This window comes from Streptomyces sp. NPDC030183 (assembly GCF_055573455.1).
This window is the reverse complement of record NZ_JBVIBK010000012.1, coordinates 80,910-96,179: the sequence shown is the minus strand read 5'-3', so window position 1 is coordinate 96,179 and position 15,270 is coordinate 80,910. Positions and strand designations below refer to the sequence as shown.

General features: G+C 74.0%; 12 protein-coding genes. 6 read left to right on the top strand and 6 right to left on the bottom strand.

Annotated features, from left to right (window positions below):
• Positions 1-103: 103 nt before the first annotated feature.
• The 3 genes from ACZ4Z2_RS16585 to ACZ4Z2_RS16575 all read left to right on the top strand — a co-directional run bounded on the left by ACZ4Z2_RS16585 (position 104) and on the right by ACZ4Z2_RS16575 (position 3,537).
• The gene (locus ACZ4Z2_RS16585) at positions 104-1,129 is read left to right on the top strand and encodes a LacI family DNA-binding transcriptional regulator (RefSeq protein WP_468076537.1); all 1,026 of its coding nucleotides are present in this window, start codon (positions 104-106) and stop codon (positions 1,127-1,129) included.
• A gap of 167 nt (positions 1,130-1,296) precedes the next feature.
• Positions 1,297-2,598 (top strand): alpha/beta fold hydrolase, encoded by a 1,302-nt coding sequence (locus ACZ4Z2_RS16580; RefSeq protein WP_468076535.1) that lies wholly within the window; start codon positions 1,297-1,299, stop codon positions 2,596-2,598.
• A gap of 60 nt (positions 2,599-2,658) precedes the next feature.
• A complete protein-coding gene (locus ACZ4Z2_RS16575) occupies positions 2,659-3,537 on the top strand; it encodes a pentapeptide repeat-containing protein (protein ID WP_468076533.1) in 879 nt (292 codons plus the stop codon).
• Here the strand turns inward: ACZ4Z2_RS16575 and ACZ4Z2_RS16570 are convergent.
• A complete protein-coding gene (locus ACZ4Z2_RS16570; RefSeq protein ID WP_468076531.1) occupies positions 3,505-5,073 on the bottom strand; it encodes a cytochrome P450 in 1,569 nt (522 codons plus the stop codon). The two genes, ACZ4Z2_RS16575 and ACZ4Z2_RS16570, sit on opposite strands and share 33 nt — an antisense overlap.
• Positions 5,074-5,181: 108 nt before the next feature.
• On the opposite strand from ACZ4Z2_RS16570, the gene ACZ4Z2_RS16565 reads away from it, so the two are divergent.
• The gene (locus ACZ4Z2_RS16565; protein WP_468076530.1) at positions 5,182-5,790 is read left to right on the top strand and encodes a TetR/AcrR family transcriptional regulator; all 609 of its coding nucleotides are present in this window, start codon (positions 5,182-5,184) and stop codon (positions 5,788-5,790) included.
• 98 nt (positions 5,791-5,888) lie between these two features.
• Positions 5,889-6,650, top strand: coding sequence for a DUF2470 domain-containing protein (locus ACZ4Z2_RS16560; protein ID WP_468076528.1), 762 nt, complete (start codon positions 5,889-5,891; stop codon positions 6,648-6,650).
• On the opposite strand, the gene ACZ4Z2_RS16555 is transcribed toward ACZ4Z2_RS16560, so the two are convergent.
• The 5 genes from ACZ4Z2_RS16555 to ACZ4Z2_RS16535 form a co-directional block, all read right to left on the bottom strand.
• Positions 6,618-7,862: a lactonase family protein gene (locus ACZ4Z2_RS16555; protein ID WP_468076526.1), complete on the bottom strand. Its 1,245-nt coding sequence runs from the start codon at positions 7,860-7,862 to the stop codon at positions 6,618-6,620. The genes ACZ4Z2_RS16560 and ACZ4Z2_RS16555 overlap by 33 nt on opposite strands.
• 175 nt (positions 7,863-8,037) lie before the next feature.
• Positions 8,038-9,189 carry a hypothetical protein gene (locus ACZ4Z2_RS16550; protein WP_468076525.1) on the bottom strand — a complete coding sequence of 384 codons (1,152 nt, stop codon included), beginning with the start codon at positions 9,187-9,189 and terminating at the stop codon, positions 8,038-8,040.
• Between the two features lie 35 nt (positions 9,190-9,224).
• Positions 9,225-10,481 carry an FUSC family protein gene (locus ACZ4Z2_RS16545; RefSeq protein ID WP_468076523.1) on the bottom strand — a complete coding sequence of 419 codons (1,257 nt, stop codon included), beginning with the start codon at positions 10,479-10,481 and terminating at the stop codon, positions 9,225-9,227.
• Between the two features lie 140 nt (positions 10,482-10,621).
• Positions 10,622-11,116 (bottom strand): FBP domain-containing protein, encoded by a 495-nt coding sequence (locus ACZ4Z2_RS16540; RefSeq protein ID WP_468076521.1) that lies wholly within the window; start codon positions 11,114-11,116, stop codon positions 10,622-10,624.
• Positions 11,117-11,195: 79 nt separating this feature from the next.
• Positions 11,196-11,882 carry a PAS domain S-box protein gene (locus ACZ4Z2_RS16535; protein WP_468076519.1) on the bottom strand — a complete coding sequence of 229 codons (687 nt, stop codon included), beginning with the start codon at positions 11,880-11,882 and terminating at the stop codon, positions 11,196-11,198.
• A gap of 157 nt (positions 11,883-12,039) precedes the next feature.
• On the opposite strand from ACZ4Z2_RS16535, the gene ACZ4Z2_RS16530 reads away from it, so the two are divergent.
• Positions 12,040-15,237 (top strand): cytochrome P450, encoded by a 3,198-nt coding sequence (locus ACZ4Z2_RS16530; RefSeq protein WP_468076517.1) that lies wholly within the window; start codon positions 12,040-12,042, stop codon positions 15,235-15,237.
• The last annotated feature ends 33 nt before the right edge of the window (positions 15,238-15,270 follow it).

The following is a 15,270-nucleotide window of genomic DNA, read 5'->3' as shown; positions in this document are numbered from 1 at the left end:
CGTGCCTGACCCGGTCGTCTCCGCGGTGGTCATCGCTGTGGTGGCCCGAAGGTAATGTGAACGAATGCCCGCCGCTCCGCACCTTCCTGGAGGTCCCCGCCCCATGGCCCAGTCGGTGGGTATCAAGGACGTCGCCGCCGCCGCCGGAGTCTCCGTCGGCACGGTGTCGAACGTCATCAACCGGCCGGACTCGGTGGCCTCCGGGACCCGCGCCCGGGTACTGGCGGCCATCGACCGCCTCGGCTACGTCCGCAGCGAGTCGGCGCGCCAGTTGAGGGCCGGGCGGAGCCGGATCATGGGACTGCTCGTGCTGGACATGGGCAACCCCTTCTTCGTCGACGTCGCGCGCGGTGCCGAGCGGGCCGCGCGGGACGCCGGGCTCGGTGTGATGGTCTGCAACAGCGCGCAGAGCGCCGGCGAGGAGTCCGAGTACCTGTCGCTCTTCGCCGAGCAGCGCGTGCGGGGGGTGCTGCTCACCCCCGCCGACGCGACCGGACGCAACATCGAGGCGTTCCGCCGCCACGGCATCCCCTTCGTCCTCGTCGACCGCGTCGCCGAGGGCACCACCGAGTGCTCCGTCTCCGTCGACGACGTCGCCGGCGGCGCGCTCGCCGTACGGCACCTGGTGGACGCGGGCCACCGCACCATCGCCTACGTCAGCGGCCCCTCCGGCCTCAACCAGGTCCGCGACCGCCGCACCGGCGCCCTGAACGCGCTGGAGGAGGCGGGCCTCGGCCCGAAGGCCCTGCGGGAACTACCGACCGAACGCCTCGACGTGGCCGCCGGACGGGACGCGGGTGCCCGCCTCCTCGGTCTCGCCGAGCGCCCGACCGCCGTGTTCTGCGCCAACGACCTCCTCGCCCTCGGCGTCCTCCAGGCCATGTACGCGGCCGGTGTCAGCGTCCCCGACGACCTCGCCATCGTCGGCTACGACGACATCGAGTTCGCCGCCGCGGCCGCCGTCCCCCTCACCTCCGTGCGCCAGCCCGCCGTCACCATGGGCGCCCTCGCCGCCGAACTGCTCCTGGAGGAGACCGAGGCCGACACCGCGCCGACCCGGCACGAACACCGGCGGGTCGTCCTCCAGCCGGAGCTGGTGGTGCGCCGCTCCAGCCTCTCGGCGCGCTGAGCGACCGTTCGGCCGAGGGGGCTCTGTCACCCCTGTCTGTACTGACCAACAAGTCAGCAACCTCACCCGGGACGGAGCGGGATTTTCTTGATCCACGGGCTCGGCGGGACGGAGAATCTGTGCTGGACTGGGCCTCGGCCTGCAATCCGTCCGCCCAAGGAGCCCTGTTGTCCGTCAGCTACCGGCAGCCCGGCGTCGTCCTCACCGACCGTCGCTTCACCGTCCCCCTCGACCACGACGACCCGGCGGGGGAGCGGATCGAGCTCTACGGGCGCGAGGTCGTCGCGAGCGACAAGGCCGGCCAGGAGCTGCCCTGGCTGCTCTACCTCCAGGGCGGCCCCGGCTTCGGCGCCAACCGGTTCGTCGGCCGCCAGGCATGGCTCGACCGGGCCCTGGGGGAGTACCGGGTCCTCCTCCTCGACCAGCGTGGCACCGGCGCCTCCACCCCGGCCAACCGCCAGACGCTCCCGCTGCGCGGCGGGCCCCGGGAGCAGGCCGACTACCTCGCCCGCTTCCGCGCCGACTCCATCGTCCGCGACTGCGAGGCCATCCGCCGCGAGGTCACCGGCGGCGCCCCCTGGACCGTCCTCGGCCAGAGCTTCGGCGGCTTCTGCGCGGTCACCTATCTGTCCCTCGCCCCCGAAGGGCTGAGCACCGCCCTCATCACCGGCGGGCTGCCCTCCCTCGACGCGAGCGCCGACGACGTCTACCGCGCCGCCTACCCGCGCGTCGAACGCAAGGTCACCGCCCACTACGCCCGCTACCCGCAGGACGTCGAGCGGGCCCGGCGGATCGCCGAGCACCTGCTCCAGCACGAGGTGGTCCTGCCGAACGGCTACCGGCTCACCGTCGAGGCGTTCCAGTCGCTGGGCATCATGCTCGGCCGCTCCGACGGCAGCCACCGGCTGCACTTCCTGCTGGAGGACGCCTTCGTCCGCACCCCGCGGGGCCCCGCCCTGTCCGACGCCTTCCAGGAAGAGGTCCAGAGCCTGCTGTCGTACGCCGGACACCCGCTGTACGCCCTGCTCCACGAGGCGATCTACGGCCAGGACCCCGGCCCCACCGACTGGGCCGCGGAGCGGGTGCGGGCGGAGTTCCCGCGGTTCGACGCCGCCAAGACGCTCGCCGGTGACGGCCCGCTGCTGTTCACGGGCGAGTCCGTCCACCCCTGGATGTTCGAGAACGACCCCGCCCTGCGCCCGCTGCGCGAGACGGCCGTGGAGCTGGCGGAGGAGCGGGGCTGGAGTCCCCTCTACGACCCGGACCGGCTCACCGTCAACGAGGTGCCGGTCGCCGCCGCGATCTACCACGACGACATGTATGTCGACACCGCCCACTCGCTGGCGACGGCCCGTGCCGTACGGGGCCTGCGCACCTGGGTCACCGACGAGTTCGAACACGACGGCGTACGGGCCGGCGGCCCGCGGGTCCTGGACCGGCTGCTGGCCCTGGCACGCGACGAGGAGTGACGTCGGGTTCCCCGCCGAACGGCGCCTGTCCCCCGGGGAGGGGTCGTTAGGGTGAGTCGTATGGAACGACCATCCGGTGATGTGCTCAACCCGAAACACGCCCCCCAGGAGCCGCACGCCGCGCAGGACCCGCCCGCCCCGCAGGACCTGCGGGGCGACTGCGGCAACTGCTTCGGGCTGTGCTGTGTGGCGCTGCCCTTCGCCGCCTCGGCGGACTTCGCCGTCGACAAGGCCGCGGGCAAGCCCTGCGGGAACCTCCGGGACGACTTCCGCTGCGGTATCCACACCCGGCTGCGGGACAAGGGCTTCACCGGCTGCACCGTCTACGACTGCTTCGGCGCCGGACAGAAGGTCTCGCAGCTCACCTTCGGCGGCCGGGACTGGCGCTCGGGCGGCCGCGAGCACGCCCGGCGCATGTTCGACGTGTTCCCGGTCGTACGCCACCTGCACGAACTCCTCTGGTACCTGACCGAGGCCCTGACGCTGCCCGCCGCCCGCCCGGCCCACGCGGAGGTCCGCCGCGCTCTGGACGAGACGGAGCGGCTGACCCGCGGCACCGCCGGGGAACTCGCGGAGGTGGACGTCGCCGCGCACCGGCAGCGGGTCAACGAGGTGCTGCTGAAGGTCAGTGACCTCATGCGGGCGGGCGCGGGACGCACGAAGAACCGCCGGGGAGCCGACCTGATGGGTGCGCGCCTCAAGGGCGCCGATCTCCGGAAGGCCAATCTGCGCGGCGCCTGGCTGATAGCCGCCGACCTGACCGGCGCCGATCTGCGGGGTGCCGACCTCATCGGCGCGGACCTGCGCGACACCGACCTCGCCGACGCCGACCTGACCGGGGCCTTCTTCCTCACCCAGCCGCAGATCAACGCGGCCCGGGGCAATGCCGGCACCCGCCTCCCCGCGTCAGTCACCCGCCCCGGTCACTGGACAGCGTGACGGGGACGACGTCACGTCGGCGCCCTCGGCCGCCGCACCCTCGGCGCCCGGCCCCGGTGCGGTGCGGGCGGCCTCGGCACGACCGCCGGACCGCCGCTCCAGGCGCACCCGCAGCCCCTCGGGCATCAGCGTCAGCCGTTCGGTGACCTTCAGCCGGTACGCCGGGTCCGGCCGGAGTTCGTAGCGGCGCAGCAGCAGCCCCAGCACCAGCGTGGCCTCGTGCAGCGCGAACTGGCGGCCGATGCAGGCCCGCGCCCCCGTGCCGAACGGCTTGTAGGTGTGCGCGGGCCGTGCGCGGACGGCCGCCGCCTCGAAGCGGTCCGGGTCGAACGTCTCGGCGTCGGCGCCCCACACCTCCGGATCCCGGTGGAGCATCGTCGTCAGCACCAGCGCCCAGGCACCCCGCCGCATCGGATGGACACCGCTCAGCACGGTGTCGGCCAGGGCCTCCCGCGAGTAGGCGGGAGCCGTCGGCCACAGCCGCAGCGTCTCGTCGAGCACCCGCCGTACCAGGCGCAGTTTGGCGACCTGCTCGTAGCCGGGCCTGGCCGAGTCGCCCCACACCCGGTCCACCTCGGCGCGGGCGCGCGCGGCGAGGTCGGGGCGCAGGGCGAGGTAGTGCAGGGCGAACGACAGGGCGCCCGAGGTGGTCTCGTGGCCGGCGATCAGGAAGGTGAGGACCTGGCGGCGTACGTTCGTGGCGGACAGCCGCCGCCCGGTCTCGGGATGCGCGGTCTCCAGCATCCGGTCGAGCAGGTCCCCGGTACCGCCGCCCCCGCCGGCGCCGGACGACCGGCGGGCGAGGACCACCGCGTCGACCGTGTCGTTCAGGAACGCCATGTCCGCCGCGTTCCGCCGGGAGGCGGCCCGCAGCAGCAGCGGCGCCAGCGGGTCGGGCACGACGTTGCGCCGCTGGGCGTACGCCAGGACGCCGACCATCGCGGAGACGAAGGGGTGCGGACGGTCCCGCTCGAAGGAGCCGAAGTCATGGCCGAAGCCGGTCCGGGCGATCGTCTCCAGGGTCAGCTTGGTCATGTCGCCGGGCACGTCCACGGACCGCCCGGCCGCGCCCGCCCGGTCCCAGTGGTCCATCAGCCGTTCGGCGACGTCGATCATCATCGGGTGGTACCCGGCCATGGCCTCCCGGCTGAAGCCCGGGGCCAGGACATCGTGCGCGAGCCGCCAGTTCGGCTCGTCGTTGTACGCCGTGAACAGCCCGTCCCCGGCGACCGGCCGCAGATTGGCGACCCCCAGCCCGACGTGCTTGGCGAACCGCGACTCGTCCGCCATGTCGGCCACGAGACCCGCGCCCCCCACGAAGACGATCTCCTTGCCGAACGCCTTCCGCCGGAAGATCGGCCCCAGCCGCCGGCCGAGCCGCATGGAGTCCTGCACCGGAGTACGGGGGTGGGAGCCGAGCGCGTCGCCGATCAGGGGCAGCCGGTGCGGCGGACGCGGTATCCGGTGCAGCTCGGGCCAGCCCAGCTCCGCGCTGCGGAAACCCCTGGCGGCCGTGGTCCCGGTCGTCGCCGTCATGGCACCGTCTCCCTCGTGCGCAGGCCCCGTCGAAGCTGTTGTACTCGGGTTCAATAGCGGGCCCCAGTCTCGACCTCTTGTTGAACTCACGTCAAGTAAGGTGACGCCATGGCAGCCAAGCAGGGGGAGCGCCCCCGTCGCCGGCTCAGCACCGCCGAGCGGCGGGAGCAGCTCCTCGACGTCGGGGCCCGGCTGTTCTCGGAGCGCCCGTACGACGACGTGTGGATCGAGCAGGTCGCCGAGATCGCGGGTGTCTCGCGGGGGCTGCTCTACCACTACTTCCCGAACAAGCGGGAGTTCTTCGCTGCCGTCGTGGAGTGCGAGAGCGAGCGGATGCTCCGCACCATGACCCCGGCGCCCGGCCGCTCGGCGCGTGAGCGGCTCACCAACGGGCTCGACGTCTTCCTCGCGTACGTCGAGGAGCACCCCCACGGCTTCCGGGCCTTCCACCGTGCCGACGCCACCGGCGACAGGGTCGTGCGCCGGGTCTACCAGCGGGCGCTCGCCGCCCAGGAGGGGCAGATCCTCCAAGTGCTCGCGACCGACGCGGAGTTCGGGGCGGCGCTGGACGGGCGGCCCGGGACGCGGCTCGCCGTGCGGGGGTGGCTGTCCTTCACCACGGCCGTCTGCCTGGAGTGGCTCCGGGGCTCGGAGCTGTCCCGGGAACAGGTGCGTGACCTGTGCGTGCGAGCCCTGTTCGGGGTCCTCGCGCCCTGACCCCGAGCACGGCCCTGAATCCGAGGATCGGGGAGGGCGGTTGGCGTGCGCCCGGATCTCCGATAGGTTAGGCAAGGCTTACCTAAGGGAGGTTTGGGATGGGTGACCGTCACATCTGGACGGCCGCGCCCGCCGCGGCGGAGCGTGCCCGCTCGGTGCTCGCGACGGCGTGGTCCTGCGCGGTGACCGCCGAGGGCGGCCGGGAGGAGTTCGTCGGCGCGCACACCGTCACCGAGGACGGCCGGGTGCTCCTGCGCGTCCCCGAGGACAGCACGCTCGTCACCGCCGCGATCTGCGCGCCGCGCGGCGAGCCGTCCGCCGTGCTGGAGTTCGCCGACGTGGCGCCCGTCCCGGTGCGGGGCCGCATCCGGGCCCGGCTCTGGCTCGCCGGCTGGTTCGCTCGCCGGGACGGGGACGGGGACGGAGGCAGGGGCAGGGACGGGGAAGGCGACCTGGAGTTCCGGCCCACCCGGATCGTGCTGCGCGAGCCGTCCGGCGCGGCCCTCGTCGACCTCGACGACTTCGCCGCCGCGGCACCCGACCCGCTGGCCACGGCCGAGCCCCGGCTGCTGACCCACCTCGCCGACGCGCACCCCGACGCCGTCGAGCGGCTCACCCGGCTCCTCCCGCACGACACCCTGCACGGCGCCGTACGCGTCCAGCCCCTCGCCGTCGACCGCCACGGCCTCACCCTGCGCGTGGAACGGGCCCGCACCGACGGCGACGTGCGTCTGACGTTCCACAAGCCCGCCGACGACATGGCGCAGCTCACCGAGCGCATGCACGTCCTGCTCTCCCGGGCGAGCGCCGCGTCCTGCCCGCGCGCCCTACAGCGGCAGCGCGCAGACGGCGACGGGTGACGCGAACGGCTCGCCCGCGCGCCGCAGTGCGCCGGACTCCGGGTCGACCCGGAAGACACTGACCGCGCTCGACCGCTGGAGCGCGGCGAACAGCAGACCGCCGTCGGGGGAGAGGGCGATCTGACGGGGGAACTCCCCGCCCACGGGCACCGTGTCCAGCAGTCTCAGCCGGGCACCCCCGGCCTCGACCGCGTACCGCGTCAGGCTGTCGTGTCCCCGGTTGGCGAGATAGGCGTACGCGCCGTTCGGCGTCACCACCAGCTGGGCGGGATAGTTCGTGCCGGAACCCGACCCCGTCGACTGGGGGTCGCCCGGTGCGAGCCGGCCGCTGCCCGGGTCGTAGGCGCAGACCACCACCGTGTCGTCGACCTCGTTCGCGAGGTAGGCGTACCGGCCACCGGGATGGAACGTGAGGTGCCGCGGGCCCGCGCCGGGCCGGGTGCGCGCCCGCGAGACCTCGCTGAGCGTGCCCCGGGCCTCGTCCAGGCGATAGGTGTACACCGTGTCGGTGCCCAGATCGACGGCGAGGACATGACCGCCGTCGGGGCTGGTGACGATCTGGTGCGCGTGCGGTCCCTGCTGCCCCGGACCCGGCGCCGGACGGCGGTGCACGACCAGGTCCGTGCGCTCGCCGAGGGCTCCCGAGTCCTCGACGGGGTGCACGGCGACGCTGCCCGTGCCGTAGTTCGCGCTCAGCAGCCACCGCCCGCCGGGGTGCACCGAGAGATGACAGGGGGCCTCGCCGCCGCTGCTCCGGGTGCCGAGGACCTTCCGGTCGGACAGCCGCACCGCGGTCACCCCGCCCTCGGCGCGCTCGTTCACGGCGTACAGCGTCCGGCCGTCCGGATGGACCGCGAGGTACGACGGGTCGCCGACCCCGCCGATCGTCCCCCGGCCCGTGATCCGCCCGCCGCCGGCCTCGTACGTCGCGACGCCGATGCCGCTGCCGCCGCCTTCCGCGGAGGTGTACGTGCCGAGGAACAGCGGGCGCGGGCCGGTGAGGGAGGGGGAGGGCGAGGCCGAGGGGGAACCGGCCTCCGCCGCCGGGGTGCTCGGCGACGACGAGGACGACGAGGACGACGACGAGGAGCCGGTCGTCCCCTCGGACCCCGAGCACCCGGCCAAGGACGCCGGTACGGCCGTCGCCGCCAGCGCGCCCAGAACACGGCGCCTGCTCCAGCCGCCGGACTGCCGTCCCGCTCCACTCGTCATCCGCCGCACCCCAGGTCTCGCCCGTCCCGTCCGCCCCCCACCTTGATGGCTAGGAGCGGCCCGACGCAAAACACGGAGGGCACAACACGGAGGATGGGCACCGCGTACGACGCGGTGCCCACCAACGGAGAACACCGACGACCGACCCGCCCCCTGGCCGTCCCCCAGGGCGGTGTTACCAGTCGCCGTCCTGGATCGGGCGGCCCGGGGCGTCGCCGAGGGGCTTGATCTGACCCGGGGCGGGCGGCTGCCAGGGGTCGAGGTCGGTGCCGAGCCAGTCACCCACCGGCTTGACCGCGCCGAGCGCGTCGGCGGGCTCCACGTCGACCCCGTCCTGGTCGTAGTAGTCGAACCAGGGGAGCCCGGCGTTCGTGTAGGCCGCGCGGTCCACCGGCGACGGCGGCGGGGCCTCGCCCGTGATGCGCCGCCACTCGGGCGGGGTGACGAGGTGCACGAACACCCGGCCGGCCGGCTGCTCCGCCCAGCTCCCGCGCGGCCAGGTGTCCTGGTAGACCTCCTGGCGCATCGAGCCGCCGACACCGAGCCCCATCGCGGCCGGCGCCCGCGGCGGCACCGCCGCACGGGCCGCGGGCGCGGCACCCGGCGCCGCGAACGCGGCCCCCGTAGCCATCGGGCCGCCGCCCGGCGCCGACGGGGGCAGGGGCGCGCCGCCGGGCGGCGCGGCCATGGGCGCGGGCATCGGGGCGGCGCCCGGCGGCGGCATGGGGACCGGGCCGCCGTAGCCACCGACCGGACCGAGGTTCCGTTCCCGCGCCGCCCGCTGCCGCTCCGCCTCCCGCCAGCCGGCGAGCTGCTTGTCGTTCAGCGGGAACGACTGCAGCTGCACCCCGCCGAACACCTCCTCGCCGGTGACCTGCCCCTCCACCGTCGCGCCCAGCCCGAGCGGGACGGCGACGAACTGGCGGACCGTGCCCTTCCCGGAGTTGATGCCGTCGAGCCACGGCTGCCGCGGCAGTACCACGTAGTTCTGCGGTTTCCGGCTGAGCCGGTTGCTCCACGGCTCGCCCGACACCGCGCACACCTTGCCGACGCCGACCTGGAGCGCGGCCGGCTCCAGAGAGCCGCCGAAGTGCAGCCACATGGCCTCGCGCAGGTACACGGGGAGCATCACCCCGCCGCGCGCCCGCATCTCCGCGGGGGCCGTGTGCGGATAGTCCTCGACCCTGCGGATCGGGAAGTCGCCCAGCCCGGGCGGAAGCTGGTGCGTCCCCGTCTCGGGCAGGCGCAGGGTGCGGATGAAGCGCACCCGCACACCACCCGGCAGGTGAAGTGTCGTCCCGTCGATCCGCACGGTGCCGTCGGCCATTCCGTACGCTCCCCTCGTCATCGCGTCGTGCCGTGTCACTTAGTACGTCCGGCGAGGCCGGACCGGTTCCGCCGGGAGGGAAGCACGATGCGCAGGCGGTCGCGGAGGCCGGTGAGGCGCGGGGCGCGCTCGCGCTGTTCACGGGTGCAGCGGTCGAGCTCCTCCAGCAGCCGCTGGGAGCGGTGCTGGATGTCCATCTCGTCCAGTATGCGGTTGACCTCGGTCAGTATGGCGCCGTGCAACTGCCAGTGACCCGGGTCGCGCCGGACCTCCTCCAGCAGCAGCTCGGCGAGCTTGTCACGGGTCGCGACGGCGGTGGACAGCTCGGCGGCGAGGCGGTCCTCGGCCGACTCGGCGCTGCGGCTGACATCGGTGGTGACGAGCACCGCGAAGCTGACCACGGCGTCGCCGATCTCGCCGAGCAGCCGTTCCAGGGTGGCCCCCACCTCGGCGGAGAACAGGGGGCTGGGCTCCCGCTCGCGGGCCAGATCGGTGAGGGTGCGGGCCAGCACACGCAGCACCACCGTGCAGATCTCCAGCGTGTCCAGGCCGGTGCGCAGCACCACCCGGTGCAGCAGGCCCTCCCGGACACGCGGGTTGAGCTTCAGGCTGTCCTCGGCCTGCTTGAGGGCCGCGTCGACCTCGACGATGTCGAAGTCCAGCTCACGGGCCTCGTGCAGCCGCGCCGCCGCCACCTCGAAGGCGGGGCGGCCGGCGGCCTCCTCGCCGACGCGGATCATCAGCCTCCGCATACGGCGGGCCAGGTCCTCGATCGACTCGCCTGCCGCCTCCACCCACACCGGGGGAGCGAGCAGCAGGTTGAAGGCGAGTCCGACGACGGCGCCGATCAGGGTCTCCAGCACCCGGGTCCACGCCGTGTCCCCGACCCTGGTCACCCCGAGCACCAGCATGGCGCTGATCGCCACCTCGGGCACGTACTCACTGACCCGGACCAGATGACCGACGGCCAGCGAGGCGAGGATGAGCAGGGCGAGGCTCCACCAGGTCAGACCCACCAGCACGCTGAAGCCGATGGCGACGACGACACCGGCGACCACCGAGTTCACCCGGCGGATGCCGTTGGTGAGCGTCGCGTACAGGGTGACCTGGACGACGAGGAGGGCGGTCAGCGGTGCCGTCAGGGGCGCCGGTGACGTGCTGAACCACAACGCCACCACATAGGCGACCGATGCGGCGGCGGCCGACCGCACCGACTGCACGACTACCGGATCCTGTCGCCACTGGGACACCTTTGTGCGCATCAGGTCCCATACACCACGTACGTCTCGCATCCTTGCGCTGTTCCCCTTGCCGGTACTCCGAACTCCTGACCGAGGACCCTAATCACCGGAATGACGCGGCAGGACGACCGGCCGGCGGCTGAGCGGCAGGACGACCGGCCGGCGGCTCGGCGGCAGGAGGGCCCGGCGCCTCAGGCGTGAAGCTTGTCCAGGAAGGCGGTCAGGCGGCCGACCGTACGGGCGATCTGCTCCTCGGTGGTGAGGCTCTCCTCGAACCGGCTGCCCGGGTCGAGGGCCTTCTTGCCCCGTACGTAGAGGGAACACGCCAGGTCGGCGCACATGTACACGCCCACGGAGTTGCCCTCACGCCCCGCCGCGCCCGCCTTGCGGGCGGTCATCAGGGAGACGCCGCTGCCCCGGTGGGTCGTCAGGCACAGCGAACACATGCTGCGGTGCAGGAAACCGCGCTGCGCGGAGGGGAAGCGCAGGGTGACCCCCACCGGCCGGCCGTCGCGTTCGGCGACCAGATAGCTCCGGTCGGGCGCTCCGGGATCGCGCCAGCCGAGGAAGTCGAGGTCGTCCCAGGGGCGTTCGTCCAGGTCGCGGGGGAGGGAGATGCGCTTCGCCTCGCCCTTGGAGCAGTTGATGAACGAGGCGCGGATCTCCTGCTCGGTGAGCGGCTTCATGGTGGTCCTCCGGAAGGGGCGGTACGGCAAGGGTTTCAAAGACCCAAACCTAGGGGCACTAGGTTCTTGCCTAAGCTACTCAGACTTCCTGGGAGGGGCCAATGGATTTCGTCGGGGCGGGCGCGGGCGGCCACACCCCGGGGGCCAGCACCCCGAGGGCGTAGGCGCGGGCCACCAGTTCCGTACGGCCCGTGGCGGCCCAGCGGGCGGACAGACGGCGCAGGTGGTAGTTGACGCCGTCGACGGTGAGACCCGTCTCCCGGGCGGCCCGCGCGGTGGTGGCGCCGCCCGCCAGCAGGGCCAGGATGCGGGCCTCGGTCGGACTGGCCGGGGGCGCGGCGGAGGGCTCGGCGGTTTCGGGCAGCGTGCCCAGCACCCGGACCAGGACCAGCAGTGAGGGGGTGGTGTCCGGGGCGTCGCTGATCGGGTCGGCCGTCAGCTCCCCGTGCCGGCGCACCCCGTCCGCCGCGTCCCACCGCACCGACACCGGATAGCGCGACCGGTGCCGCAGGCGCAGCGCCTGGGCGATCCGTTCGACCTGCGTCTCCTCCTGCGGACGGAACAGCTCCAGCACGTCCCGCCCCCGCAGCCGGCCCGGTGTGGCGCCCCACTCCGTCGCCATCGCCGGGTTCGCCAGGATCACCCGGCCGTACACGTCGCACACGGCCGCCGGGAGCGGGATGCGGTCGAAGAGGGCCACGGCGCGGTTCCGCCACACGATGCCGTCACCCGACAGTTCCCCCGCCCGGCTCCGCCCCCGGTCCACCCGCGCCGCCTCCTCCGACTCCGCCCCGACGGGCCGCGCAACCCCGGGCGGCCGCTTCCCCCTACACAATCATGTAGTCGGATGGCGCGAGTAAGCAGCCCCTGGGGACAACCCTGGAACGCGGTACTCCCGCACAGCGAAAGGCAGTTGTCGCGCCATGTCCCCCACCGTGCCGCACCCCCGGACCACCCGGACGGCCGAGATCGCTCCGCCCGCCCCTGGTGCCGTGCCGCTCGTCGACATCTCCGCCACGGGCCCCGGCAGCACCCCCGTCCAGCAGGTGATGGGGCTGATGCGGGAGCACGGGCCCGTGCTCGTGCGGCGGCTGCACGGCCGGGACACGCTGTTCGTCGCCGACCTCGACCTGGTCGCCGACCTGTCCGACGAGGACCGCTTCGCCAAAGCCGTCGGGCCGGCCCTGGAGAACGTCCGGGAGTTCGCCGCCGACGGCCTCTTCACGGCGTACGGCGACGAGCCCAACTGGGCCAAGGCGCACGACATCCTGATGCCGGCGTTCGCGCTCGGCTCGATGCGCACCTACCACCCGGTGATGCTGCGCGTGGCCCGCAGGCTGATCGACTCCTGGGACCGGGCGAGCCGCGCCGGCCGGCCGGTGAACGTGCCCGACGACATGACCCGGATGACGCTCGACACCATCGGCCTCGCCGGCTTCGGCTACGACTTCGGTTCCTTCGACCGCGACGAACCGCACCCCTTCGTCGAGGCCATGGTCCGCTGCCTGGAGTGGAGCATGAACCGGCTGGCCCGGACCCCCGGCGACGACCACGCGGCGGCCGACGCGGCCTTCCGCGCGGACTCCGGCTACCTCGCGCGGGTCGTCGACGACGTCATCGCCGCCCGTGTGGAAGCCGGGACCGAGGACACCGACGACCTGCTCGGCCTCATGCTCACCGCCCGGCACCCCGGCGACGGCACCACCCTCGACACCGCCAACATCCGCAACCAGGTCATCACCTTCCTCATCGCCGGCCACGAGACGACGTCCGGGGCGATGTCCTTCGCCCTGTACTACCTGGCCAAGCACCCGGCGGTCCTCCAGCTCGTCCAGCGGGAGACCGACGCGCTGTGGGGTGACGACCCGGACCCCGAGCCGACCTTCGACGAGGTGGGGCGGCTCACCTACACCCGGCAGGTGCTCAACGAGGCGCTGCGGCTGTGGCCGACGGCCGCCGCGTTCAGCCGGTACGCCCGCGAGGACACCCTGCTCGGCGACCGGGTACCGCTGCGCGCCGGGCAGGCCGTCACGGTGCTCGGCCCGATGCTGCACCGGCAGCCCGTGTGGGGCGACAACCCCGAGCTGTTCGACCCCTCACGGTTCACCGCCGAAGCGGAGGCGGCCCGCTCCCCGCACGCGTTCAAGCCCTTCGGCACGGGGGAACGCGCCTGCATCGGCCGGCAGTTCGCCCTGCACGAGGCGACGATGCTGCTGGCGACGCTGGTCCACCGCTACCGGCCGCACGACCACGCCGGCTACGCGCTCACGGTGAAGGAGACCCTCACCCTCAAGCCCGACGGCTTCACCCTCACTCTCACCCCGCGCACCCCCGCCGACCGTACGCACGCCCCGCTCCCCGGCGCCGCACCCGCGCGACCCGCCACCCGGCCCGACGACACCGCCCCGCCCGCCCGGCTCCGCCCGGGCACCCGCGTCCTCTTCCTGCACGGCAGCAACTACGGCACCTGCCGTGAGTTCGCCGCCCAGCTCGCCGACGAGGTCGCCGAGTTGGGCGCGGAGACCGAGGTCACAGCGCTGGACGCCTACGCCGACGGGCTGCCCGCCGACCGCCCGGTGATCATCACCGCCGCCTCCTACAACGGCCGGCCCACCGACGACGCCACCGCCTTCGCCGCCCGGCTCGACGCGGAGAGCGCCGCCTACGACGGCACGTACGCCGTCCTCGGCGTAGGGGACCGCAACTGGGCCGCCACCTACCAGCACGTGCCGACCCGCTTCGACGAACGCCTCGCCGCGCTCGGCGGCACCCGCCTGCTGGACCGCGCCGCCGCCGACGCCTCCGGCGACCTCGGCGGCACCGTCCGCGCCTTCACGGCCGGCCTGCGCACCGCCCTCCTGAGGGAGTACGGCGACCCCGAGGCCACGGGCGGCACCACCGAACGGCCCGCCCCCGCCTACGAGGTGCGGGTCCTGACCGGCGGCCCGCTCCAGGCCGTCGCCGAGCGCCACGGCCTGGTGCCCATGACCGTCACCGAGGCGTACGACCTCACCGCGCCGGGCCATCCCCGCACCAAGCGGTTCGTCCGGCTCGCCCTGCCGGAGGGCACGACCTACCGCACCGGCGACCACCTGACCGTCCTGCCCGTCAACGACCCGGCACTGGTCCAGCGGACCGTCACGGCACTCGGCCTCGACCCGGAGGAGGCCCTCGACATCCGCTCCCGGCGCCGCGACGGCCTCGCGGTCGACCGGCCCCTGACGGTACGGCACCTCCTCACCCACCATGTCGAGCTGCGCACCCGCCCGACCGCGGACCAGCTGTCGGCGCTCGCCGCGGCCGACCCGTGCCCCCCGGAGCGCGCGGCCCTCGCGGCGAGCGGGTCCGCCGGCGACGAGCGGCGGACCCTGGTCGAGGTCTTCGAGGCGTACCCGGCACTGCGCGGTGCCCTGGACCGGCCAGCCCTGCTCGAACTCCTCAGCCCGCTGCGCCCGCGCCACTACTCGGTGTCCTCCTCCCCGGCGGCCGATCCCGCCCACGTCGACCTGATGGTGTCGCTGCTGGAGGCGCCGGCACGCTCGGGCCGCGGCACCCACACGGGCGTCGGCTCGGGCTACCTGAACACGGTGAAGCCGGGCGACACCGTCCTGGCCCGGATCCAGCCGTGCCGCGATGCCTTCCGGATCGACCACGCCGACCCGGCCCCGGTCGTCATGGTCGCGGCCGGCACCGGCCTCGCCCCCTTCCGCGGCGCCATCGCCGACCGTGTCGCCCTGCGCGCCTCCGGAGCCGAACTCGCCCCCGCGCTCTGCTACTTCGGCTGCGACGCCCCCGACGCGGACTTCCTGCACGCCGACGAGCTGCGCGCGGCCGAGGCCGCCGGAGCCGTCTCGCTGCGTCCCGCGTTCAGCGTGGCCCCGGTCGACGGGGTCGCCTTCGTCCAGCACCGCATCGCCGCCGAGTCCGACGAGGTGGGGGCCCTCCTGGACGCCGGCGCCCGCGTGTACGTGTGCGGCGACGGCTCCCGGATGGCACCCGGGGTCCGCGAGACCTTCCGCTCGCTCCTCGCCGAGCGGGACCCCGACAGGGACCCCGGACACCTCCTGGACGAGCTGATCGCCTCGGGCCGCTATGTGGAGGACGTCTACGCGGCGGGATGACCCGCCGCGGTCCGAGGGCCCGGCCGGTGCCCG